The sequence below is a fragment of the Exiguobacterium sp. TDN 0502 genome (genome assembly GCF_050846835.1).
Classification (GTDB): Bacteria; Bacillota; Bacilli; order Exiguobacteriales; family Exiguobacteriaceae; genus Exiguobacterium_A.
The window spans coordinates 190,868-210,856 of record NZ_JBOZGJ010000004.1; the positions used below are offsets into that span (position 1 = coordinate 190,868).

Annotated in this window: 26 protein-coding genes, 2 pseudogenes and 1 other annotated feature; of the genes and pseudogenes, 23 read left to right on the forward strand and 5 right to left on the reverse strand. The window is 46.0% G+C overall.

What is annotated here, in order from left to right:
• Window positions 1-91 precede the first annotated feature (91 nt).
• Entirely contained in the window at window positions 92-643 is a 552-nt protein-coding gene (locus ACRPK8_RS06810; protein WP_432237520.1) for a GNAT family N-acetyltransferase, read from the reverse strand.
• Window positions 644-727: 84 nt separating this feature from the next.
• Window positions 728-973: a binding site (T-box leader), on the forward strand.
• A gap of 65 nt (window positions 974-1,038) precedes the next feature.
• On the opposite strand from ACRPK8_RS06810, the gene ACRPK8_RS06815 reads away from it, so the two are divergent.
• Together ACRPK8_RS06815 and ACRPK8_RS06820 are read left to right on the forward strand one after the other, a co-directional pair.
• On the forward strand, window positions 1,039-1,524 hold the full coding sequence (locus ACRPK8_RS06815; protein ID WP_432237521.1) for an SMI1/KNR4 family protein: 486 nt from the start codon (window positions 1,039-1,041) through the stop codon (window positions 1,522-1,524).
• Between the two features lie 16 nt (window positions 1,525-1,540).
• Window positions 1,541-2,017 (forward strand): GNAT family N-acetyltransferase, encoded by a 477-nt coding sequence (locus ACRPK8_RS06820; RefSeq protein ID WP_432237522.1) that lies wholly within the window; start codon window positions 1,541-1,543, stop codon window positions 2,015-2,017.
• Here the strand turns inward: ACRPK8_RS06820 and ACRPK8_RS06825 are convergent.
• Entirely contained in the window at window positions 1,996-2,247 is a 252-nt protein-coding gene (locus ACRPK8_RS06825) for a hypothetical protein (protein ID WP_432237523.1), read from the reverse strand. The genes ACRPK8_RS06820 and ACRPK8_RS06825 overlap by 22 nt on opposite strands.
• 58 nt (window positions 2,248-2,305) lie before the next feature.
• The gene (locus ACRPK8_RS06830; protein WP_432237524.1) at window positions 2,306-2,962 is read right to left on the reverse strand and encodes a hypothetical protein; all 657 of its coding nucleotides are present in this window, start codon (window positions 2,960-2,962) and stop codon (window positions 2,306-2,308) included.
• A gap of 156 nt (window positions 2,963-3,118) precedes the next feature.
• Between ACRPK8_RS06830 and ACRPK8_RS06835 the strand changes: the two genes are divergently transcribed.
• The 7 genes and pseudogenes from ACRPK8_RS06835 (at window position 3,119) to ACRPK8_RS06865 (ending at window position 7,302) form a co-directional block, all read left to right on the forward strand.
• Window positions 3,119-3,430, forward strand: coding sequence for a hypothetical protein (locus ACRPK8_RS06835; protein ID WP_432237525.1), 312 nt, complete (start codon window positions 3,119-3,121; stop codon window positions 3,428-3,430).
• Window positions 3,418-3,780 carry a hypothetical protein gene (locus ACRPK8_RS06840; RefSeq protein WP_432237526.1) on the forward strand — a complete coding sequence of 121 codons (363 nt, stop codon included), beginning with the start codon at window positions 3,418-3,420 and terminating at the stop codon, window positions 3,778-3,780. The genes ACRPK8_RS06835 and ACRPK8_RS06840 overlap by 13 nt, the downstream gene beginning before the upstream one ends.
• A gap of 30 nt (window positions 3,781-3,810) precedes the next feature.
• Window positions 3,811-4,221, forward strand: a complete 411-nt coding sequence (locus ACRPK8_RS06845; protein WP_432237527.1) for a hypothetical protein — start codon at window positions 3,811-3,813, stop codon at window positions 4,219-4,221.
• A gap of 20 nt (window positions 4,222-4,241) precedes the next feature.
• Window positions 4,242-4,715: an NUDIX hydrolase gene (locus tag ACRPK8_RS06850; RefSeq protein WP_432237528.1), complete on the forward strand. Its 474-nt coding sequence runs from the start codon at window positions 4,242-4,244 to the stop codon at window positions 4,713-4,715.
• 113 nt (window positions 4,716-4,828) lie between these two features.
• A pseudogene (locus ACRPK8_RS06855) lies at window positions 4,829-5,677 on the forward strand (Cof-type HAD-IIB family hydrolase).
• A complete protein-coding gene (locus ACRPK8_RS06860) occupies window positions 5,652-6,617 on the forward strand; it encodes a LacI family DNA-binding transcriptional regulator (RefSeq protein WP_432237529.1) in 966 nt (321 codons plus the stop codon). Before ACRPK8_RS06855 ends, ACRPK8_RS06860 begins: the two are co-directional and overlap by 26 nt.
• A gap of 19 nt (window positions 6,618-6,636) precedes the next feature.
• Complete coding sequence (locus tag ACRPK8_RS06865) at window positions 6,637-7,302, forward strand: phosphotransferase family protein (RefSeq protein ID WP_432237530.1); 666 nt, start codon at window positions 6,637-6,639, stop codon at window positions 7,300-7,302.
• 125 nt (window positions 7,303-7,427) lie between these two features.
• On the opposite strand, the gene ACRPK8_RS06870 is transcribed toward ACRPK8_RS06865, so the two are convergent.
• Window positions 7,428-7,664, reverse strand: coding sequence for a hypothetical protein (locus ACRPK8_RS06870; RefSeq protein WP_432237531.1), 237 nt, complete (start codon window positions 7,662-7,664; stop codon window positions 7,428-7,430).
• Window positions 7,624-8,607, reverse strand: a complete 984-nt coding sequence (locus ACRPK8_RS06875; RefSeq protein WP_432237532.1) for an MFS transporter — start codon at window positions 8,605-8,607, stop codon at window positions 7,624-7,626. Before ACRPK8_RS06875 ends, ACRPK8_RS06870 begins: the two co-directional genes overlap by 41 nt.
• Before the next feature lie 172 nt (window positions 8,608-8,779).
• On the opposite strand from ACRPK8_RS06875, the gene ACRPK8_RS06880 reads away from it, so the two are divergent.
• The 14 genes and pseudogenes from ACRPK8_RS06880 to ACRPK8_RS06945 form a co-directional block, all read left to right on the forward strand.
• Window positions 8,780-9,664 carry a LysR family transcriptional regulator gene (locus tag ACRPK8_RS06880; RefSeq protein WP_432237533.1) on the forward strand — a complete coding sequence of 295 codons (885 nt, stop codon included), beginning with the start codon at window positions 8,780-8,782 and terminating at the stop codon, window positions 9,662-9,664.
• 35 nt (window positions 9,665-9,699) lie between these two features.
• A complete protein-coding gene (locus tag ACRPK8_RS06885) occupies window positions 9,700-10,308 on the forward strand; it encodes an AAA family ATPase (protein ID WP_432237534.1) in 609 nt (202 codons plus the stop codon).
• The gene (locus ACRPK8_RS06890) at window positions 10,305-10,634 is read left to right on the forward strand and encodes a hypothetical protein (RefSeq protein ID WP_432237535.1); all 330 of its coding nucleotides are present in this window, start codon (window positions 10,305-10,307) and stop codon (window positions 10,632-10,634) included. Before ACRPK8_RS06885 ends, ACRPK8_RS06890 begins: the two co-directional genes overlap by 4 nt.
• 186 nt (window positions 10,635-10,820) lie before the next feature.
• Window positions 10,821-11,687 (forward strand): UTP--glucose-1-phosphate uridylyltransferase GalU, encoded by an 867-nt coding sequence (gene galU / locus ACRPK8_RS06895; protein ID WP_432237536.1) that lies wholly within the window; start codon window positions 10,821-10,823, stop codon window positions 11,685-11,687.
• Window positions 11,688-11,794: 107 nt separating this feature from the next.
• Window positions 11,795-12,607: an ankyrin repeat domain-containing protein gene (locus ACRPK8_RS06900; protein WP_432237537.1), complete on the forward strand. Its 813-nt coding sequence runs from the start codon at window positions 11,795-11,797 to the stop codon at window positions 12,605-12,607.
• A 127-nt stretch (window positions 12,608-12,734) separates the two neighbouring features.
• Window positions 12,735-13,205, forward strand: a complete 471-nt coding sequence (locus ACRPK8_RS06905) for a DinB family protein (RefSeq protein ID WP_432237538.1) — start codon at window positions 12,735-12,737, stop codon at window positions 13,203-13,205.
• Between the two features lie 47 nt (window positions 13,206-13,252).
• Window positions 13,253-13,924, forward strand: a pseudogene (locus ACRPK8_RS06910) (permease).
• A gap of 612 nt (window positions 13,925-14,536) precedes the next feature.
• A complete protein-coding gene (locus ACRPK8_RS06915; RefSeq protein WP_432237539.1) occupies window positions 14,537-15,838 on the forward strand; it encodes a hypothetical protein in 1,302 nt (433 codons plus the stop codon).
• A 16-nt stretch (window positions 15,839-15,854) separates the two neighbouring features.
• The gene (locus ACRPK8_RS06920; RefSeq protein ID WP_432237540.1) at window positions 15,855-16,394 is read left to right on the forward strand and encodes a hypothetical protein; all 540 of its coding nucleotides are present in this window, start codon (window positions 15,855-15,857) and stop codon (window positions 16,392-16,394) included.
• Window positions 16,395-16,477: 83 nt separating this feature from the next.
• Window positions 16,478-17,080: a hypothetical protein gene (locus ACRPK8_RS06925; protein ID WP_432237541.1), complete on the forward strand. Its 603-nt coding sequence runs from the start codon at window positions 16,478-16,480 to the stop codon at window positions 17,078-17,080.
• 30 nt (window positions 17,081-17,110) lie between these two features.
• On the forward strand, window positions 17,111-17,833 hold the full coding sequence (locus ACRPK8_RS06930; protein ID WP_432237542.1) for a DUF2750 domain-containing protein: 723 nt from the start codon (window positions 17,111-17,113) through the stop codon (window positions 17,831-17,833).
• Window position 17,834: 1 nt separating this feature from the next.
• A complete protein-coding gene (locus ACRPK8_RS06935; protein ID WP_432237543.1) occupies window positions 17,835-18,413 on the forward strand; it encodes a hypothetical protein in 579 nt (192 codons plus the stop codon).
• 21 nt (window positions 18,414-18,434) lie between these two features.
• On the forward strand, window positions 18,435-19,100 hold the full coding sequence (locus tag ACRPK8_RS06940; RefSeq protein ID WP_432237544.1) for a hypothetical protein: 666 nt from the start codon (window positions 18,435-18,437) through the stop codon (window positions 19,098-19,100).
• Between the two features lie 170 nt (window positions 19,101-19,270).
• A partial coding sequence (locus ACRPK8_RS06945; protein WP_432237545.1) for an RNA-guided endonuclease TnpB family protein occupies window positions 19,271-19,989 on the forward strand: 719 nt, incomplete at its 3' end.

The window sequence follows — 19,989 nt, forward strand, 5'->3', positions numbered from 1 at the left end:
GACAAAAATGATTGCTTACACCTAACAGTATATTCCAATATCATCATTTTTGATTTCAATCATTTTGAAATAAAGGGAATAGTTTTTTCGGTTAAATTCTATACCAGTCACTCCGTAGTATCGAGTACATATACAAATCATCGAACTGACCACGCGAGTTTTCATATTGACGCAGCAAGCCTTCGCGCTGAAAACCAAGTCGTTCAAGTAATCGTTGAGACGCGGTGTTTGCTGGTAAGACGAGTGCTTCGATACGATTTAAAGAGAGCTCCTCAAACCCATATGCGATGACCGCAAGCGCTGCTTCCTTCGCGATGCCCTGTCCCTGATAGGCTGGGCTCAACTCAAACCCGAGTTCTGCCCGCTGATGGCGTGCCGACTGATTCAAGAATCCGCAACTGCCGATGATGACATCGTCTTCTTGTAACGCGATCCCGAACCGGATGCCCGTGCCATCGCTACGAATCGAAGCGTACCAATTGATCTCTTCGAGCGCGTCTGTTTCCGATTGAAAGGCGTCGAGTCCCATCTGTTTGACGACGTGTTCGTCTGATAAATAGGCGAGGACACTCGTAGCATCTTTGGGTAACACTTCGCGTAAGACGAGACGGTTCGTTTTAAGCGTTGGGAAAGTATGTAACATTCAAAAAACTCCTTTGCAAGAAAATATAAAAAGTTATTGTACAGTGTTTAAGGCATATGGTAAGATTCTCCACAACAAGAGCATATCATTTCGTTGACGAGAAAAAGTAATGATTGTCTCTCTGCCTTACAGAAAACCGGGATTGCTGAGAACCGGGAGTCAGATCAATCATGAAGATCCTCTCTGAGAAGTCACACTGAACCATTCAGTAAGCGTGACCGGGTGTCCACCGTTACATGGAATGCGCATGCTAGTGCGCAACGAAGTGCTGTCGAGAACACGTATTCTCGGCGGAATATGGGTGGTATCGCGGTGAAGTCCGTCCCTGTCAAAGGGGGCGGACTTTTTTGTATTCTCTTAGTTACCGACAAAAGAATATTGTTAAGGAGAAGAACATGATTGCATTAGAAGCATTAAAAGGTCGACTCGTCGACGGTTTGTTAGAGGTCCAAAAAGAAGAAGGGGAAGTTGCACGAGAACGCTTTATCTTCCATCCAGGAGCAACGGACGAACAGCTCGCGCTGTTACCTGCGTGGACGGCAAACGACTATCAGGCGTTCTTGCGTCAACATAACGGGGCGAAGCTGTTTCAGCACGAAACGTTATCCTACAACGATGGATTCGAACTCTTTTCGATCGAGGATTGCCTGACGTATAGCGAGATGTGGGAATGTCCCGAAAACTTCTTAGCGATCGGTGCAGGACCGGACGGGGAGTGGATCGTCTACGAGATGAATCGCCCGGCAGGAAATCGGATTTGGAGTGGGGAATTTCTTAATTTCGAAGAATGGGAGGAAGACGTGATGCCGTTTGGCTTCGAGCGATGGCTCGACTACTTGATCGTCGCGCAAGGTACACCATTTTGGGAATGGTTCCGTTAAGAGAGGAAGAGTATTATTGGACATTCAATTAAAGACAGCGTCTCTTGCAGACGCTGCGAAGCTTCATACGCTTCAAATCGAGGCGTTTTCAGAGACGCTTGAGCGGTATCAAGATTTTGCAATGAATCCGGCGAACGAATCGATTGATCGTGTCATTCACCGGATCACGCATCCAAGCAGTACATTCCATCAAATCATCGTCGACGATGTCGTCGTCGGCGGGATTTGTGTCGTTGCGAAAGCGCCGAGTCGCTACGCCATCAGTCCGATGTTCTTAGATCCAGCCCGTCAAGGTGAAGGAATCGCCCAACGCGCATTACAGCTCGTTGAAGCAGCATATCCGGCTGCAACGACATGGGAACTGCGGACGATTCGCGAAGAGACGCGTAACTGTTACTTCTATGAGAAGATGGGTTACCGATTGACCGGTGTCAGTCAACCGCTCAACGAACGGGCGACACTCGTTTCCTATCAAAAATCGGTTTCGGAATGAGCGGGTTTTGTCGGAAGGAAAAACCACCACAGATTCGTCAAAAGAGCGGCAAGGACGGCAAAGTTAAACAGATAAAGGCAAAAGAAGAAGACGAACTCACCGATGTCCTCGAGGTTGGCTAACGGATTATCGACCAGGTACGATTCGTGACTGACGCCGAAGAGGAACAAAGGAAAGAAGACATAGAAGTATCGTTTCCAAAAGAATGACGCACGATCTGTTTGAGACATATGAGCACCTCCTGAAGAAATGGCACGCTTCTTCTGACCGGAAGAAGCGTGTGTTCGTTTACGATAAAGAGGGTGTACCGACGACTTCGACGTGACGCGTGACCGTATCAAACAGACGTGTCCGCGTATCGTTATGAGACAACAGCAACGGTTCACCGGTCTCGTCATAGATGAAGGCAATCGGAATCGAAAAACCACAGTTGCGGTACGAACCATCGGCATGACTCGTTCCGATCATGAGTGCTTGTTGCGCCTGACTTATACTACGTGCTTCACCGGACCACTCGGCGTATTGTTCCTCGCTGAACATGCCGACGCCAATCGGGTTGAAAATGAGATCAAGTCCGGATTCCTCGCGTAGTCCGTCGTTTCCTAAGAAGATTTCGCGACAGAGGACGTATCCATAGCGGAACGACCCGTCGTTTGCTGTTGAAGGTGTATAAAGCGGTCCAACTTCTGGTGTTTTGGCGCGATCCAGCAGAATCGTCCCGGTCGCATCGATGATGACAGCGCGATCGAGATTCGCTTCATCTTTGTAACCGAGGACGATGGCTGTTTTGAACTGTTTAGCAAGGTGTTGCACGCGTTCGAGTTCTGCGACCGTACAATACCCTTCCGGATAGACGATCAGGTCGACTTCAGGATAAGCGGCGATTTCACGTTCAAATTGCTCGAGTCCGGTCTCGCGTTTTGGTTGAGCGATTAATAATTTCATCAAAACATCCTCTCAGGTATAAATATATCTGAAAAATCAGACTTTCCATTCGTCATGATTTTACCATTAGTGGTAAAATAAAGCATATCGCTTTTTGATAAATTTTACTGCAAATGAAGGAAGGTCATCAGCTTGAACATTTCAAAAACCACTCTTGTGACACGCCATCTACAGACAATGAAGGCTTTTTACATAAACCAGATCGGATTCCCGCTCGTCTCGGAAACGAACGAGTCGTTTACGATGCAAATCGGTACCGATCAACTGACATATCGACAGACGGACGATGTTGATACACAATACCATATGGCGTTCAACATTCCGGAAAACGTCTTCCAACAAGGAAAAGCGTGGCTCGTAGAACGGACACTACTCTTGATCGAAGATGGACAGGACGAGATTTATTTGATTTCACGGACTCGCATTCCTGCTACTTTTATGATCCGGATGAGAACGTGCTCGAACTGATTGCGCGGCATCAAATCAATCCGACCAAAGAAGATCAAACGTTTGATGTATCCGACATCCTCGGAATCGGTGAGATGAGTCTGACGGTAAAAGATGTGCTTGAAGTGGGTGAGCAGTTAGCAGAGATCGGCGTTCTCGAGCGACGGGAACGTCCGCTCAACGGCGCGTCACTCAACTTCCTCGGACCGGTCGCAGATGGAACGCATATCTTGCTCGTCCCAGAAGGACGGACATGGTTGTTCTCACCGAAGACAGCGAAGGTCAGTCCGATCGAGATGGAACTCGACGGCAGACATCGGGTCCGGCTTGATGCAGCGGGCGTATGGCACCAAAGTGCAGTTTCTTCGTAATCAACTATTTTGAAAAGTGAGGGAAGTAGGATGAACAAAGCCTCAAATGCGAGTATCGCGTTCGGATTATTGTTGTTCGTGTGTGGCTTCTTTTTTCTGTTTGGCTATTTGGCCCGGTCGATGCCGATTCAGCAAGGCGGTGACCCGGTCATCTTACCGGTCGCAGCACTCCTCGTTCTCCTACCGTTCGTGATCCGTGAAGGCATGCGTGTTTTGACGTATGTTACGTTGACACGTCGACAGGTCGGCGTAGTCATCTTACTTGCAATCAGTGGAATCATACTAAGTAGTTGGATTGAGGTGCAGCAGAATCTTGCCGTAATCGATTTCCGTGCCCTCTTTACAATTCATACGTACGTACTGTTCGTTTCGGGCATCATCTTGTTGTGTCTCCTATTGACGGGACTCAAACGGATGCGCGTCCGAACGAAAGTGATTTAAATGGAAAAGGACTGAATGACATGGGATACATCACAGAATTACGCAAACTCGTCGGCACACGACCACTCGTCATGGCAGGGGCGTGTGTCATCGTCGTCAATGATAAACAAGAAGTCTTGTTACAACTTCGGCAAGATAACGGTTGCTGGGGACTCGCTGGTGGAGCGCTTGAGATTGGGGAGACGCTCGTAGAGACAGCAAAACGAGAATTAAGGGAAGAGACCGGTCTTGAAGCGGAGCATTTCAAATTATTGAACGTCTATTCGGGTGATGCGTTTTACTATAAGTATCCGCATGGGGATGAAGTTTATAATGTGATCTCGGCATTTCTGTGTACAGCTTATACCGGTGAAGTGGTTCGGGATCCGTCAGAAGTCGCAGAATTACGCTTTTTCGCTATGGATCAGCTACCAGAAAACCTCAATCCACCGGAACGACCGATCTTGATGGAGTATGTTCAGAAACAACGGACAGCGCATCATGTCTCCATTTGAAGCAACAGGTAAAAAACAAAAATCTTGAATGAACTGTTCATTCAAGATTTTTTGTTGCACTGGGACGCGTTTCAGCCTGTAGCATCAAGAGGACACGAAAAGGGGGAAACGCGATGCGATGCTTTGCGATTGATTTAGATGGAACGTTATTAAATAAGGAACACGGAATTTCGGCGGAAAATCAGGCAGCCATCAAGAAACGGCAAGCCCAATGAGATATCGTCATCATCGTCACCGGGCGAGCTGCCTTTGATGCGCGACGGATTCTAGCGCAACACGGACTGGATTGTCCGGTCATTGGTGCGAATGGGGCAGAGGTCGAGGTAGGACAAGATAGACGGTGTTTTTTGAACCGTTCTAGCAGTCGAACGATTTGGGAGATCGTACGATCTACAAACGTATTCATACATATTTATCTACAAGACAACATCCTGTTACCGCGCTTTTCGCTTGCTGCTCTTCAAGGCGGAGATCGTGCGTTTCAAGAAGCGATTCAGGCTCAATTAACGCAATATGGTATTGAGGAAGTTGACGAAATCGCAATCGATCAACTGGACGTCATCAAATTCATGTTCATCTCACCTGACAGATGGCAGCTCGAACACCTCGAGCAACAACTCCTTCAGCTGAAGATCTGTTCCGTGACACGTTCAGGTACCTATAACTTAGAAGTCATGGCAAACGGAGTGACAAAAGAGACTGCCCTTCAAGACATTGCGAGAGCGTACGGGATGACACCCGAGGACATCATTGCGATCGGTGATAATCAAAACGATCTACCGATGTTCGAAGTGGCGGGAACATCGATTGCCATGGGAAACGCTGAAACTTCTGTCATAGGAAGAGCGACATATCTCACCAGTGATCATGACGAGGACGGTGTAGCGGAGGCATTAAACGGATTAGAACGATGGGAACAAAAGAAGGAGGAACAGCATGGCGAACATCTCGGACATCGCTAAACAAGCGGGCGTCTCGAAGTCGACGGTATCCCGTGTCTTAAACGGTCATAAGCATGTATCAAAAGAAAAGCGGCGGACCATCTTAGACGTGATGGAGCGACTGGAGTATAGTCCGAACGGAAATGCGATCAACCTCTCACGCGGTAAGACGAATACGATTGGTGTCCTCGTGCCGCGTATCGGTCATCCGTTTTTTCATCAATTACTCGAGGGGATTGGTCAAGTGTGCATGGAACGAAACCACACACTCCTTGTCATCCAGACGGAACATGATCCAGCAAAAGAAGAAGCGAGTATGCAATACCTTCGCGATAAGCGGATTGACGGATTGATCATTGGCGCCATCAGTCAGCCGCAGTTACTTAAGACGATGCGGACGCTTGGACCAGTCGTTGCCTGCGAAGACCATCAGGATATCGTGCCGTCGCTCTTTTTTAATCATGGAAAAGCGATCACGATGTTGCTGCAACATGTAGAAGAACGAGGAGCACAAACAGTCGGTCTCTGTCTTGGAAATCCAGATAGCGGAGTCGGAAGAGTCAGACGGGAGGCGTTCGACCAATATCTCAAGACGTCTACGCTCCGTCATGGAATTCAATGGTACGCGGATCGGTGCTACTCTTTCGAAGACGGACAAGCACTAGCAGGTCAACTTCTAACGATAGACTTACCAGACGCCATCATCGTCGGCAATGACGAAGTCGCAGCAGGTCTCATCCATCAATTTCGCAAGGATGGCATTCGGGTGCCAGAGGATATCGCCATTACGGGATTTGATGATGTACCAATTGCCAGAGCGCTTGAAATAACAACGATCCGACAACCGGTTATAATGCTTGGCAGACTGGCAGCAGAACAATTATTGAATGACGCGCTGAATCAGAGTGAAAGAGCTAGTTCTTTACTGGAACCTTCTTTGATGATTCGACAAACGACATAAGAGACTGGGGGTTATATAGATGAATAAGAAAAAAGCCGGTGCGACCGATAACGTGATGACGATCTCTGACGAGAGAGTTCGTAAATACTTCCATGAATCGATTGAAATACAACGAATCATACAGGAGTTTCGTATGCTTGAAGAACTTGGGGAGACGACCATCCCGACGCCAAACGTATATGCCGTTGAATTAGAAGATTCGCCGTTCATTGAGATGCAGCGGATCGACGGCAACGAATTCTTAGACCTGTTTGAACCGGAGCGAATAACGGACTTTCTTAACGCCTTCGCGACATTACATCAACAGATTCATCAGTATCACTCGCGTGTAGCGCCTAAATGGCACGATGTCGCCCAGCAAAAAATACTTCATCTATCACCCCAGTTACCCTTGAAGGCGGAACGATTGCTACAAACACTTCACATTCCACAACAGCAAGGGTTGCTCCACGGAGACTTTCATTTTCAGAACATCCTCGTGACAGCGGATGACACGTTCGTCGTCATTGATTGGCATGATGCGACGACAGGTCCACCGATCGCGGATGTCGCGCGGACGTTGCTCTTACTGCGGACAGCGGGTGGAACAGCGGTGCCGGACGAGGTGCGACGATACGTCTGTCGCGAGTACCTCGACCGCTATCAAGCTGTTTCGTCAATCCAGCTATCGAACCTTGCAGACTAGTTACGACTCATGGCCATTCTTAGGACGCTTGAGCAAATCCCGGATGCTGAGCAAGAACGAATTAAGGAACTGATCGAGCATCCGGATCTTGCCGCGTATTTCAGTTGAGAAGTGAGAGGTAGCGATTATTTTTCGACATATCGCATTTCCTCTAATTCCTGAATGCTGGTTGATTTCGCGAAGAGGTGATCCGTTACGATAACAGCGACTGAAAGCGTAAGCGCAAGTGCACCAATCCAGGGCAAGTACTGTAACAAACCATTCGTGACTGCGATGCCGCCGATTCCGGCTCCTGCTGCCATCCCGATTTGTCCGAATGCACTATGCAGACTTAAAACGATACTTGCAGCAGCTGGTGCCAACGTGATCATTCGTAATTGAATCGGTGTACCGGAGGACCATGCCGCTAACGCCCAAAGGATGAGGAGGATATAAAAGGCAGATGCGACGTGACCCATCAATGGGAACAGCAGCAGTACGATCGCATGTAGTGCCGTCACCGACAAGCGTCCAAAACGTACCCCATTTATCCGTACTGATGCCACCGAGCTTAGAACCAAACGCACTAGCGATTCCAAACAGGAACAGCGCTGCCGTGACGGCTTGATCACTCTTATGAAAGACATCTAAAAAGTAAGGCGAAATATAGGTAAAGACGATGGAATAAGAACCTAACCATAGGAACGTAATCAATAAATAAGCAGCGATACGCGGCTGTACGAAGAAGTGAAGTTGTTCGCGTAACGGGACCGGTTCTTCTGCGACCGTTTGAGGAATCCAAACGAATGTCAGGAGTGCCAAGACGAGTCCAATGATTCCAAGACCAGCGAAAATGACATGCCATTCATAATGAGAAGCAATGACGCGACCGATCGGAACACCGATAACTAGCGCCGTACTATTACCCATGACGACAGTTGCGATGGCATTTCCTTGTTTTCCTGGTGCGGCAAGGACAGCAGCGAGCGTTAATAGCGTGACTTGAATGACACCGGCGCAAAGCGCAGATAAGATTCGTGCGCTCATCAGCAGCTCATAACTTGATAAGAAGGTAATTAATACGTTGATGATCGAGAACAAACTGAGCGCATAGACCAGTAATTTTTTTCGTTCGAGTCGTGCCGTCAAAGCAATTAAAAAGGGCGTGCCCGCTCCGAAAGCAATCGAGAAGACTGTGATCAACTGTCCGGCAGACGAGACAGATATTTGATTGGAATCCGCGATGCGATCCAATATACCGGCAATGACATATTCTGATGTCCCGTTTAAAAAGCTGATGATGGCAAGTAAATAAATTTTTCCCATGTGTTTCATTATATCCACACCTCACTGTTTCTATTTCAATTCGTATCCCAGTTCATTTAGACGTTTAAGAAGATTCATCTGTCCAAGTTGATTTGCGATACTTGGTCATAGTACAGTAGCGATTATGATAAATGAAATGCATCTTTCGCATAGGGGGTATACCAAAAACGTTATGAACAGAGCACAAATCGAATTGATTCTTCAAATTGCTGAGACGGGAAGTTTTACAGCGGCAGGAGAACAGTTACACATGACACAACCAGCGGTCAGTCGGACAATTGCGTCAGTCGAGGCACAACTTGGAACGAAACTAATCAAACGGGATAAGAAAAAAGGACTGTTCTTTACCGAGGTCGGCGAGCAGGTTCTTGTCATTTTAAGACGTATCAATAGTGAATTTCATAAAGTGGATGAATTGATTGCATCGGAACAAGGACTAGCGATCGGAAAGGTCCATGTCGGGGTCTATAAAACGGCGTATACACGTTTTTTACCGAAAATCATCCGAACGATGGATGAGCGGTATCCGGGACTGGAAGTCAAACTGTGGGAAGGAACCGTTGACCAAATCAAGCAATGGTTGCGAACCGACTGTGTAGATGTCGGAATCATCACGGCTACAGACGAGGAATTTGATCGTTTTCCTTTTGTATCAGATGAATGGGTCGTCGTGTTACCGGAACACCATCGTTTAGCACATCAAGTATCAATCAGTCTGTTCGATCTGGCGGAAGAGTCGCTCTTGATTGAACAAATGGAGACAAAACAACAGGTGCAGATGTTATTTCAGGATCAAGGTCTTGTACCACATGTGCGATATGAGATGCAGCACCTCGAGACGGGACTTAAGATGATGGAAGAAGGACTAGGTGTAGTCATCACGACACGACAAAATATCGCTGGATTATCGAGCGAAAGTCTAATTCGTCAACTGGAAACGATCGAAACACCAGATATTAAGATTGCAGTACGAAATAAGAAAGAGATGTCGAAGGCGACGAAAGTATTCATCGAAACAGCGCAATCGTTGTTCACTGAAACGGTGGACCGTCCATAACAAATCGTAATGAGCTAAAGGAGAAATATAATAACATGCATCGACATATCGTTTCGATTCAAGGCGGCATGGCATCAGGGAAGACGACATTAGCGCAAGCGCTCGAAGACGCTTACCCGGAGTTGCATGTCTATTATGAAAATCCATATCCGATCGTTCAAAAACGAAAAGAGCTCGGATTAGACATCCGTACCGAAGACGGATTCGTTGAGAATCAGAGCCTGTTCATTCAAGCGGAAATCGAACGATTTCGCCATTTTCCCGATGGACACATCATATTAGACCGCGGTCCGGAGGATCTTGAATTCTACACGCTTCATTATCCACAGATACATGGGCATGACTGGGATATTGAATCTCGTTTAAAGACGGAACTTGAAGCATTAAGAGAATGTCGGTCCGACCAGATTCTTTATTTACGCGCGTCAAACCAACTCTTACAAACGCGTCGGGACGCTGATCAGACAAGAACTCGTCAATCCTTTGAACGACATCAACCGCTTTGGGCACTCGAAGAAAACTGGTATAAACAGTTTCCGGTCTATCCGATTGATACGACAGCGAAAACCCCGGAGAAAGTCCGACAAGCAGCGATTCATCAGTTGTCTGTCACCGGAATCTTAGGAAGGGGGAGCGAAATATGAACTTGAAAGAGCTGACGTATCCCCTCATCGAGGGACAAGACGAAAAACAGGTCTACTGGATAGAACAAGGAGAATCAGTTCAGATCGGAAAGACCTACGAAACGATTCGGTTAGAAAAAACAGCACACCAATCCATCTTGGTACGGGAGCAAGAATTGGTGTCAGAAAAAATCGGCAATCGAACGATCCGCCTGACGATGGATGCAGAAAGTTATGCGCCATTCGAATTCGTCGAGTACCAAGATAGTGTTCAAACTGTGCATGCGTTGTATCGAGCGGATGAAGTCATTATCACCGATTGCGGATGGACTTTCTTTGGAATTTAGACGCTAGAACGTATACACATTATATTAAATAAAGGATTGAGCTTAGTAATTGTTGAATAGAATACTGTATCTCAATTGATAGACGTGACTGATATTGTAAACTTATGTGAACTAATCATTAATAATCTTTGAAAGTAATTAACATATGACACTCAAACTACTTGAACTTGTAGAGGATGAATTTTAATGAAAAAAATCACGAAAGCCATCATTCCAGCAGCGGGACTCGGCACACGCTTCTTACCGGCGACAAAAGCGATGCCAAAAGAGATGTTACCGATTCTCGATAAACCGACAATCCAGTATATCGTCGAGGAAGCAGCAAAAGCAGGCATCGAAGATATCATCATCGTTACCGGAAAACATAAACGAGCCATCGAGGATCACTTCGATAATCAAAAAGAACTCGAACTCGCGCTCGAATCGGCTGGAAAAACGAACCTATTAGAGAAGGTCCGCTTCTCGACGAACCTTGCGAACATCTTTTATGTTCGTCAAAAGGAACAAAAGGGTCTCGGTCATGCCATCCTGACGGCAAAACAATTCATCGGCAATGAACCGTTTGCTGTCCTACTCGGAGACGATATCGTCGAGTCAGATACACCAGCCATCAAACAACTGATGGATGTCTTTGATCAAACACAAAAGTCCATCATTGGTGTGCAGGAAGTTGCTCCTGAAGAGACCTATCGATACGGCATCATTGACCCGGTGTCGCAAGACGGTCGTTTTTATGAAGTGAATCAATTCGTCGAGAAGCCACCTCTTGGTACGGCACCGTCGAATCTCGCCATCATGGGACGATATGTGCTGACACCCGATATCTTCGATTATCTAGCGAATCAGAAGAAGGGGGCAGGAGGCGAAATTCAATTGACGGATGCGATTGAACGCTTGAACGCAGATAGCCAAGTCTTTGCGTATGATTTTGAAGGCAACCGGTATGATGTCGGGGAGAAGCTCGGCTTCGTCAAGACGACGATCGAATATGCGTTGAAGGATGCAGAGATGCGTGACGAACTGAAGGCTTTCATTCAGACGTTGGATATTTAATGAGGTGGACCACCCTGAAAGAATTCAGGGTGGTTTTCGCGCATTCCAACAGGCTCTTGTTGTAAAATAAGAAGGACAACGACGAAACAGGTGAGGAGCGAACGGACATGACGAAACGATCCATCCAAGATGCGGCTTTTTTGGGCAAACGAAAACAAGTCATGCGCTGCATCGAACGTGGTGATGATCTGAACGAACTCGATGAAGAAGGGTTTGCGGCGCTTCATTGGGCGATTCAGGAAGGGTATCAACGGATCGTCGAACTGTTGCTCGATCATGGGGCGGATGTTAACCTGCCGAATCAGGACGGGATGTCTCCGTTGCATATCGCACTGTATGACAAACAGACGGACATTGGATTGCTGTTGATCAAGCGGGGAGCACACCTTGACTTGGATGAACATGGTCTTTCAGCGCTTCATTTAGTAGCGGGACGGTCCGGCAATAAAAAAGTTTTACGGAAACTAGCACAACATGTCGAACTGTTACACCAACGGACGGATGACGGGGAAGGTGTGACACCGCTCCATTACGCGGCGCAGGAAGGCAAAGCGAAAAAAATCCAGCTGTTACTGGAAGCAGGAGCAAAAGTCGATGCCGTCGGACTGGACGGGTTCACACCGCTGTATCTCGCCGTCGGGAACAATCATCCGAAAGCGGTCAAGGTACTTCTAAAGGCGGGAGCCGATATCGAGGCGGAAAACGTCGCGGATGGGGATACGGCAGTCCTTGCATTAGCGAGTGCTTACGGATATGAACGCGTCGTTCGATTGTTACTTTCCTACGGTGCTGACCCGCTTCATCAAAATGAAGACGGGCGGACAGCCCGTGATGCGGCACTGGAGAATGAACACCATCAGATTGCGGAGATTTTACGACAAAAAGAGATCGATGCATTGTCTGAAGAAGAGAATAAGTGAACGATGGACGACAAGACAGGAAACATCTGAGGATGCTTCCTGTTTTTAATTTAAAGGATTTTCCAATTGCTTTGTCAAAATAGAGATTAAGGGAACGTTTATTCGTCATTGAAAGGAAGGATGTATCATGAACGCAATTGATTGGACAGTATGGAATTTAAACGAAGTGAGAAGAAGAAGCGTCAAAGTCTGGCAGTCGATTCCTGAAGATAAACTGAACTGGAAACCGGATGAGAATGCCATGACGTGTTTCGAGATGATCCGTCATGTATTAGATAGCGAGTATTATTATTACTTAGCGTTGCAGAACCGAGGCAGTTTATTGTCGTATGAGTCCCCGTATGAAGGACGCGACTTCGTATCCGTACAAGCGGAATTAGACTTTGCGGCAGTCTATCGTGAGGAATTCATGACATATGTCGAGCAACTACCGGAATCAGATTTAGCGTCGGTTCAGATTGATCGTTCCGAATCAGGATATGTACGGTCGCTCGGTGATATGCTGTTACGAATTGCTTATCACGAAGCAGTGCATACAGGACAGTTACTCGATTACTTAAGAACAGCAGATGTTGAGCGGGTACGAGTTTGGGATTAATGAAGGTGAATGAAAAAATAGTGACTTCTCAAAAAGGAGTATGTTGAATGATTGGAATCAGTATCGCCACCACATGGGAGTTTGACGCGACGATCGCATATTTTCATGTCTCGCCTGAAGAAAGAATCGTCTATCCGTATGGAGAATATTTCACGCGTGAGATCAATGGGAAAACGCTCTTGTTTTACAGCACAGGAGTACGAAAAGTAAATGGTATCGGTGCGAATCAATATATGATCCTCCGCTTTCCATTGACGAAAGTTATCATTGCCGGAACGTGTGCCGGGATCGACCCGAGGTATGACGTACTCGATATCATCGTGCCGGATCGTGCAGTTCAATATGATTGTACGGTCAAAGAGATTGAACCACTCATCAAACCGTCGTTCGTCGTCGATCTCGACGTCTTAAAATATGGCGACGACTTTCATCTCGGAACGATCGGAACGGCAGACCGCGCCGTCGTCATGTGGCGAGACTAAATTGAACTGCGTGATAACGGTCTGACGATTGCCGATACGGAGGCGGGGGCTGTCGCTTACATCTGTCAGAAAAACGGGATCGATTGTATCATCATCAAAGGTATCTCCGATTTTCCGACGGAGGAGAAGGACGAGAATGCCGTCGAAGCAAACGTCGGGCAGATGCGGATCTATATCGAGAACACGCCGAAAGTCATGACGAAAATATTTGAATCGTATCTTAACCGATTTTTATAAATCAACTCTTTCAAAAAATTCAACGATGTTTTCTTCTATAGTCAAGTTTCTATCATCTCATTTCATTTACTTCATTCATTAAATTGCTCCTAAACATACTTCTATATTAAACATATGTTATGTTTCAACAAACTATATTCTACGCAAAAGGATGATTTGAATGTGGAAGACGTTATTGTTTAATTCTGTTTGGATGGGTATCACAATACCAATTCTTTTGAGTGTGGTTTTTACAATTTTACATCCTCTACTTGTTTCTGATAACAGTGGTGTTCTCATGATTGTCGTTGCGTTAATCATTGGCATAATCGATGTTTACCTAGCAATTCGGATTTGGACATGGATCGAAAAAAAGTTCTACAAACGAAAACGGTATATGTGAGTGCAGCCTAACGGATGAACATTTTAAACAGTTGCTTTATCTTTTTACGTTGCTATGAGATGGCTTCGGTATTGAACCGGAGTCATTTTTTATCGTTTCCAGATGTCACAAAACTTTTCACTAGAAAAAATAAAAAATTCCAAAAATGTATCGTGAAACATATAATATATGGTAGTAGATATTTGTTGGAAATGATATTTTTAAATGTCATGAAATGAGGATATAAAAATATGAATTACATAGAACACTTAGAAGCCCATTGTGGTGAAAGTACTGGTCATCTTGAGATAGAAGAATTACAAGATCATGCGATTCAATTGTTGCAGTTTCAAAATGTACTGTTTGCGAATGCGATTACCGTGACATCACTTGGATTATTGCACCACCCGTTGCAATTCGAGAACGGTGCCATCGTCCATCAAGAAGTGATGCTATCCGTCATGCAACAAGATGCCGAGTCGGATTTAATTGAATTGATCTATCGCTTGACGCTAGAAGCATTAAAGACTGGACACGCTTATGATTTAGGCGAGTATTTACCGATACCGGATGGATTGTTATCGAAGTACGGCTTCGCTGCCCTATACGTGACGACACCGTTCTACTTTAAAGAATCATTTCAAGTCTATAAAGGGAACGCGGCATTCGGGGAACCGGAGACGGTGTTACCAGTCTGGTTCGTGCCGATCTTTGCTTCAGAAGTCGCATACATCGAACAATACGGTATTGAGGAATTTAACGAGATATTATATGAAACTGAGATGCAGTTGCTTAATTTAAAGCGACATCCACTGGTGGGAGAAGATGAATTAATTAAAGCATTGCACGCTAAGAGACAACTTTTCGTTCTCGAATGTGAAGTCAAGGATTCTCTTTTTAAAGATGAAATTCAACGACCATTAGTACTAGATGGACCTTTAAAAAAGGCGTATGCCATTGATCTTGACTCGGAAGCACAAGGTAATACGGTCAAAACGCGAACCTTCCTATTTGATTTTCTAAATCATCAAAATCGTTTTCCGATCTACGCGACCTTTTTTGCTTTTGAAGAGGAAGACAAAGACAACAGAGCGTTCTTCTCGCAACATCATATGTCGTTCACTTCACATGTCTTGTCTAGACAGAAACAAACGAACGGTTGGTTACGTGGAAAACGAACATCGACAAGGGAGAGTCATTTTTTCACGGTAAAGATTGAAAATGCTAGGATGCTCGAACTCATCATTGAACACGCTTATAGAGTTGCGTCGATGAACGAACTGTTCATGTTTTCTTATTCCGATCATCTGTCGATTCAACAAGAGGTCGAAACGACGTACCGAAAAACACGTGTCTTAGAAAATCGGTTCGTTTATCCGGAAGATACGACCGTCGTGATTGTCGGCCATGATGGAACAATGCTTTATCTGCTCTCGAACGAAGAACAATTCGCCTATGATCTTCGGACGGACTGGGCGAAACGACTACGACAACAGTTACCAAGCGATACGGTGATTCGCCAGCTGAATGGAGAATGGTTTGCGGATCTATAAGAACGGGAGGGAAGTCATGCAACTCATCAAACCAATTAACGGTCAGAATCATTTTTGGCTGTTCGAAAAGGATGGACGGACACTCTACACGTTTCACGGCATCATGGGAGAGAGATTGAAAGAAACAATGAGCGAGCAAAAGTTCTCGCGCTTTTTTCATCTGGATGCCTACATTGGGGAGCTCGTAGCGGAGAAAGAACAAGATGGATACACCGTCGTTCAAGAAGCAGATTACTATGAGGTTGTCGTCGAGATCTTTTGTCAGGATACAGAGTATGACGTCATCTTTGAGCATCGTTCGAGCATTGAAGAAGACCTCAACGGTTTTCTTTTTGAAATCGGCAATGGGTATTTTGTTGAAGATGAATTTGGTCCAGAAGCGATCGAATTTGTCCTTCATATCTTGGAGCCGTCTTATATCGTTGAACCCGTCATTGATTATTTTAAGGACCAGTTTAATGTGAAGAAAATTCGAATGGGGCAGGCAAAAGTTCATTACGGCAGACGCTTGACCGGACTTTATCCCATAGGCAAGAATTTTAACCGGAAAAATTGAACGATGACGACACAGATTGGAGATACAGTATGAACGAGCTGACAATCGACGAATATTCTTTTCAGTCGAAGAGTATCCAACGTATGCTTCAGACATCCGAAATTAACGTGCTTGGTCCATTGCAAACTATGTACGAGATCATGTGTTATGACCATTCAGTAGGTAGCTTTACAAGTGAATTGACGGAGGAAGTACTGTATGAAACGTTAGTTCGCTACAATCATTTTCCTTTATATATCACGACTAATTTTGATGAGCTTCGAGAAGATGAAATGGACCTTTTAGAGCGTTTAAAATTGCGACCATTCGTATACCATGAACATCCACGGTACGAAGGTGATCAGCGACGCACCAGTTTTTACTGTTGTATCGAAGTGGTGGATGCGAATGGTCTGCATTTCGTCTTAAAAGAGTCCTTCTTTCGGGCTGCTTATAGTGAAACGTTCCTCGTCACGTTCGCACGACCTACGTTTGAGTTGAAGACTTCTGGGAGATGGATTTTTCAAGAAGCGAAATATACGCATGTAATTGATGCACGTGATAGATTGCCGTTTATCCTTCCATCGCATGATGCGCTCGGTTTCATGTGGTTTTCGAATGGAGATGCCTTTCAAAATGTCGATCAGCTAACAGCGATTTTACCAACGGATTATCAGATCGACCATGAACTAAATACCTTCGAATAATTCAATTGAAGATCAAAGGAGTTATATAAAATGACATATCAAATCGGATTACCTGGCGTTACAGAAGAGAGACTACAAGAAGTAGAGGCAGTACTCGGCTTCGAGCTTCCGAAAGAACTACGAAATCGGTACAAGCACGAAAACAAGTTTAATGTCGGAGAATGGGAGTTTCATCCGATCAAGGACGAGCAGTACATCAAGCGGACATGGGACGACCTTGTTCGTGTCAACACGACGGATGCGGAGGACTATCCATCCGGTTTCTTACGAATCGCCAGTGACGGAACAGGTGACGAACTCGGATATCAGTTACCGGACACAGAGACGATCGTCTTGTGGGACCACGAAGAACAAGAATTATTCCCGATAGCACCGACGTTGAATGCGTTCGTTGAAAAGGAACAACAAATGGAACAGAGTGCGGAACAAGCAGAAGACTTCTTACAGACGGTTGTTGAGACGGGTGCTGTCTATGGTCTGTCGAAGCTGGAACAGTCGGGCTGGGCGTACTGTCCGTCGAATCAAGAGGAAACGGACGACCTATTATTCTTTTCGACGGAAGCGGCGGCAAAAGCACTGCAGACGAAGGAATGGGCGAACTATCATCTGATTCGCTTAGACCTGGATTTGTACATGAATGGCTGGTTACCGAACATGATTAACGATGGACTGTATTGTGGCTTGGATTGGGGACCGGAGCTCGTCGGACTTGAGCTGGATCCAGAAGACGTCCTAGCAGATCTGGAGGGTTAACATGATTCAGACACTCAGGAAACAGGTGGATGGCATTACGTACTTTTGGTACTTGTATCGTGATGGTCGAACAATCCAGATGTATCACGGTGTCACCGAGCAATGGAAGTTGGATCAAGATGTCAGCGATGAGAAGCAAGAACAGTACTCGACGAGGCGTCAAGCGAAACGACGGATGGAGGAACTGATTGCCGAGAAACAAGCGGAAGGATACAGGCAGGATGATATTTACGGGATGCAACCCGGACGAAAGGAACGCGAGAAATTTCGCCGCCGGACGTCATGGATCGCTTATTTTCTGGTGGGATTCGGTCTGTTTCAGTTAGTGATACCGTTCTCTGTCTTACCAATTGTAGTATTTGGAATGGGTATTCCCTTGATGCTTTTAGCTTTTCTCAGTAAAGGTTATCTTCCTACATGGCTTCGAATTGTCTGCTTCATTAGTTACTTTTTCATGCACGTGATTCATCAGCAGGAATCATATATCCCGTATCTTTTCCCGATTCTTTCGATAGGCACGGGAATACTATTATGGTTTCATCTTCGAAAAACGAGACAACAAATGAAAGTGGAGCAATGACATTTTACAAGGAGATGAAACATGTCGCTTCTAGATCAGTTACTACAAGACCCTGCCGTTTCTGAGGTACCACGTCTTCACACCGCTCTTCTTGCCAAAAATCGTGGCTTACGCAAAGAGTGGTTAGTACATATGGATAGATTCATTGAAGAAGCGAATACGTGGAACTTCGAGCGACAGCGGACGTTTGTGAGTTGGTTATTGTCTACCTGTGAAGGAGAGACAGACGCTTCGTTCCTCTTGATTCATCCGCTAAAAGAACGCCTTCTAAAACCAATCTTGAATCAATGGATGAGAGAGTTGCCAGGTGACGTTCGACCGTATCGCTGGTATGGTCTTTTCTTTGATGAAGATGACCGCTTCATCTACTTACAAGAGGCGATTAAGCGAGGGGGAAGACGGGAGCAGTTAGCGATCGAGACGATGATTGATCATCACTTGTATGGACTTTGGTATTCTTTCCACCATCTCAATGAAGACTTGTATTTAGGAGAAATAAAGGAAGATGCAGCAACCTTAACAGAGGCTTGGTTACTAATCGAGCAACTCGATGATGCGGTTTTGAAATCGGAATGTATTAACGAATGGCAGAAGCTGAATCAAAACTTAACGGATTGGATTCGTTTTCAGCAAGAGCAAACCACCGGATTCATGGAGTGGCGGATGCAACAAGAATTAAAGGGTTGAGTTACAGAATGTACGAGCGAGAAAGCCCACTCCTTTAGGGGTGGGATGATAGCGAGTTCGGGGACGGGGTGTCTTCAGACACCGCATGTCCCCGACTGTTCTTCCTGATGAAATGCATTGATAGTAAATCTATAATGGAGTTGACTATTATGATGAAGGAGGTGTCAAAGATGAGTCAAGTCGTCACGGTAGAAGTTCGAATCTATACCACGCGTCGTCAGGATGCCATGCTAAAAAAGATGGGCAAGACCTATATCCAGACCGCCAACCGAGTCGTGGAGAACATGGTCGCCTCCGAGGACGGGAAGAGGTGGTCGAGCAAGGACATCGACACCCCTCTTCCGAGCGCCGTGAAGAACCAACTCGCAGGAGATGCCGTCGGCATCTACAAGAAGGCGAGGAAAGAGGATTTCAAACGCATCCCTGTCCTCAAAAAGCCGGTCTGCGTCTGGAACAATCAGAACTATTCCTTCGACTTCGAGAGCATCTCCTTCCCCGTTTGGATGGACGGGAAGTCCGTGAAGATGCGATTCCGTGCTGCCGTGGTTGACAAGGACAATCGGAATACCCGACTCCTTGCCAACAAACTCGGGACGCTCAGGGTCACGAAGAAGGGAAGGAAGTGGATCGCTCAGATTTCCGTCCATGTCCCGACCGTCCCTCGGACGGGGGTGCGGGTGATGGGGGTTGACCTCGGACTGAAAGTGCCGGCGGTCGCCGTCACCGATGACGACACGACCCGTTTCTTCGGGAACGGTCGTAAGAACAAGTATATGAAACGCAAGTTCCGTGCGGAACGGAAGGCACTCGGTAAAAAGAAGAAGCCGAAGGCTATCAAACGACGCAATCAGAAGGAACAGCGGTGGATGCGGGACAAGGACCACAAGGT

Coding starts and splice junctions, on each gene's coding strand:
- ACRPK8_RS06810 (WP_432237520.1), bottom strand. CDS start 643: ATGTTACATACTTTCCCAACGCTTAAAACGAACCGTCTCGTCTTACGC.
- ACRPK8_RS06815 (WP_432237521.1), top strand. CDS start 1,039: ATGATTGCATTAGAAGCATTAAAAGGTCGACTCGTCGACGGTTTGTTA.
- ACRPK8_RS06825 (WP_432237523.1), bottom strand. CDS start 2,247: ATGTCTCAAACAGATCGTGCGTCATTCTTTTGGAAACGATACTTCTAT.
- ACRPK8_RS06830 (WP_432237524.1), bottom strand. CDS start 2,962: ATGAAATTATTAATCGCTCAACCAAAACGCGAGACCGGACTCGAGCAA.
- ACRPK8_RS06845 (WP_432237527.1), top strand. CDS start 3,811: ATGAACAAAGCCTCAAATGCGAGTATCGCGTTCGGATTATTGTTGTTC.
- ACRPK8_RS06850 (WP_432237528.1), top strand. CDS start 4,242: ATGGGATACATCACAGAATTACGCAAACTCGTCGGCACACGACCACTC.
- ACRPK8_RS06860 (WP_432237529.1), top strand. CDS start 5,652: ATGGCGAACATCTCGGACATCGCTAAACAAGCGGGCGTCTCGAAGTCG.
- ACRPK8_RS06865 (WP_432237530.1), top strand. CDS start 6,637: ATGAATAAGAAAAAAGCCGGTGCGACCGATAACGTGATGACGATCTCT.
- ACRPK8_RS06875 (WP_432237532.1), bottom strand. CDS start 8,607: ATGGGAAAAATTTATTTACTTGCCATCATCAGCTTTTTAAACGGGACA.
- ACRPK8_RS06880 (WP_432237533.1), top strand. CDS start 8,780: ATGAACAGAGCACAAATCGAATTGATTCTTCAAATTGCTGAGACGGGA.
- ACRPK8_RS06885 (WP_432237534.1), top strand. CDS start 9,700: ATGCATCGACATATCGTTTCGATTCAAGGCGGCATGGCATCAGGGAAG.
- ACRPK8_RS06890 (WP_432237535.1), top strand. CDS start 10,305: ATGAACTTGAAAGAGCTGACGTATCCCCTCATCGAGGGACAAGACGAA.
- galU (WP_432237536.1), top strand. CDS start 10,821: ATGAAAAAAATCACGAAAGCCATCATTCCAGCAGCGGGACTCGGCACA.
- ACRPK8_RS06900 (WP_432237537.1), top strand. CDS start 11,795: ATGACGAAACGATCCATCCAAGATGCGGCTTTTTTGGGCAAACGAAAA.
- ACRPK8_RS06905 (WP_432237538.1), top strand. CDS start 12,735: ATGAACGCAATTGATTGGACAGTATGGAATTTAAACGAAGTGAGAAGA.
- ACRPK8_RS06915 (WP_432237539.1), top strand. CDS start 14,537: ATGAATTACATAGAACACTTAGAAGCCCATTGTGGTGAAAGTACTGGT.
- ACRPK8_RS06920 (WP_432237540.1), top strand. CDS start 15,855: ATGCAACTCATCAAACCAATTAACGGTCAGAATCATTTTTGGCTGTTC.
- ACRPK8_RS06925 (WP_432237541.1), top strand. CDS start 16,478: ATGCTTCAGACATCCGAAATTAACGTGCTTGGTCCATTGCAAACTATG.
- ACRPK8_RS06930 (WP_432237542.1), top strand. CDS start 17,111: ATGACATATCAAATCGGATTACCTGGCGTTACAGAAGAGAGACTACAA.
- ACRPK8_RS06935 (WP_432237543.1), top strand. CDS start 17,835: ATGATTCAGACACTCAGGAAACAGGTGGATGGCATTACGTACTTTTGG.
- ACRPK8_RS06940 (WP_432237544.1), top strand. CDS start 18,435: ATGTCGCTTCTAGATCAGTTACTACAAGACCCTGCCGTTTCTGAGGTA.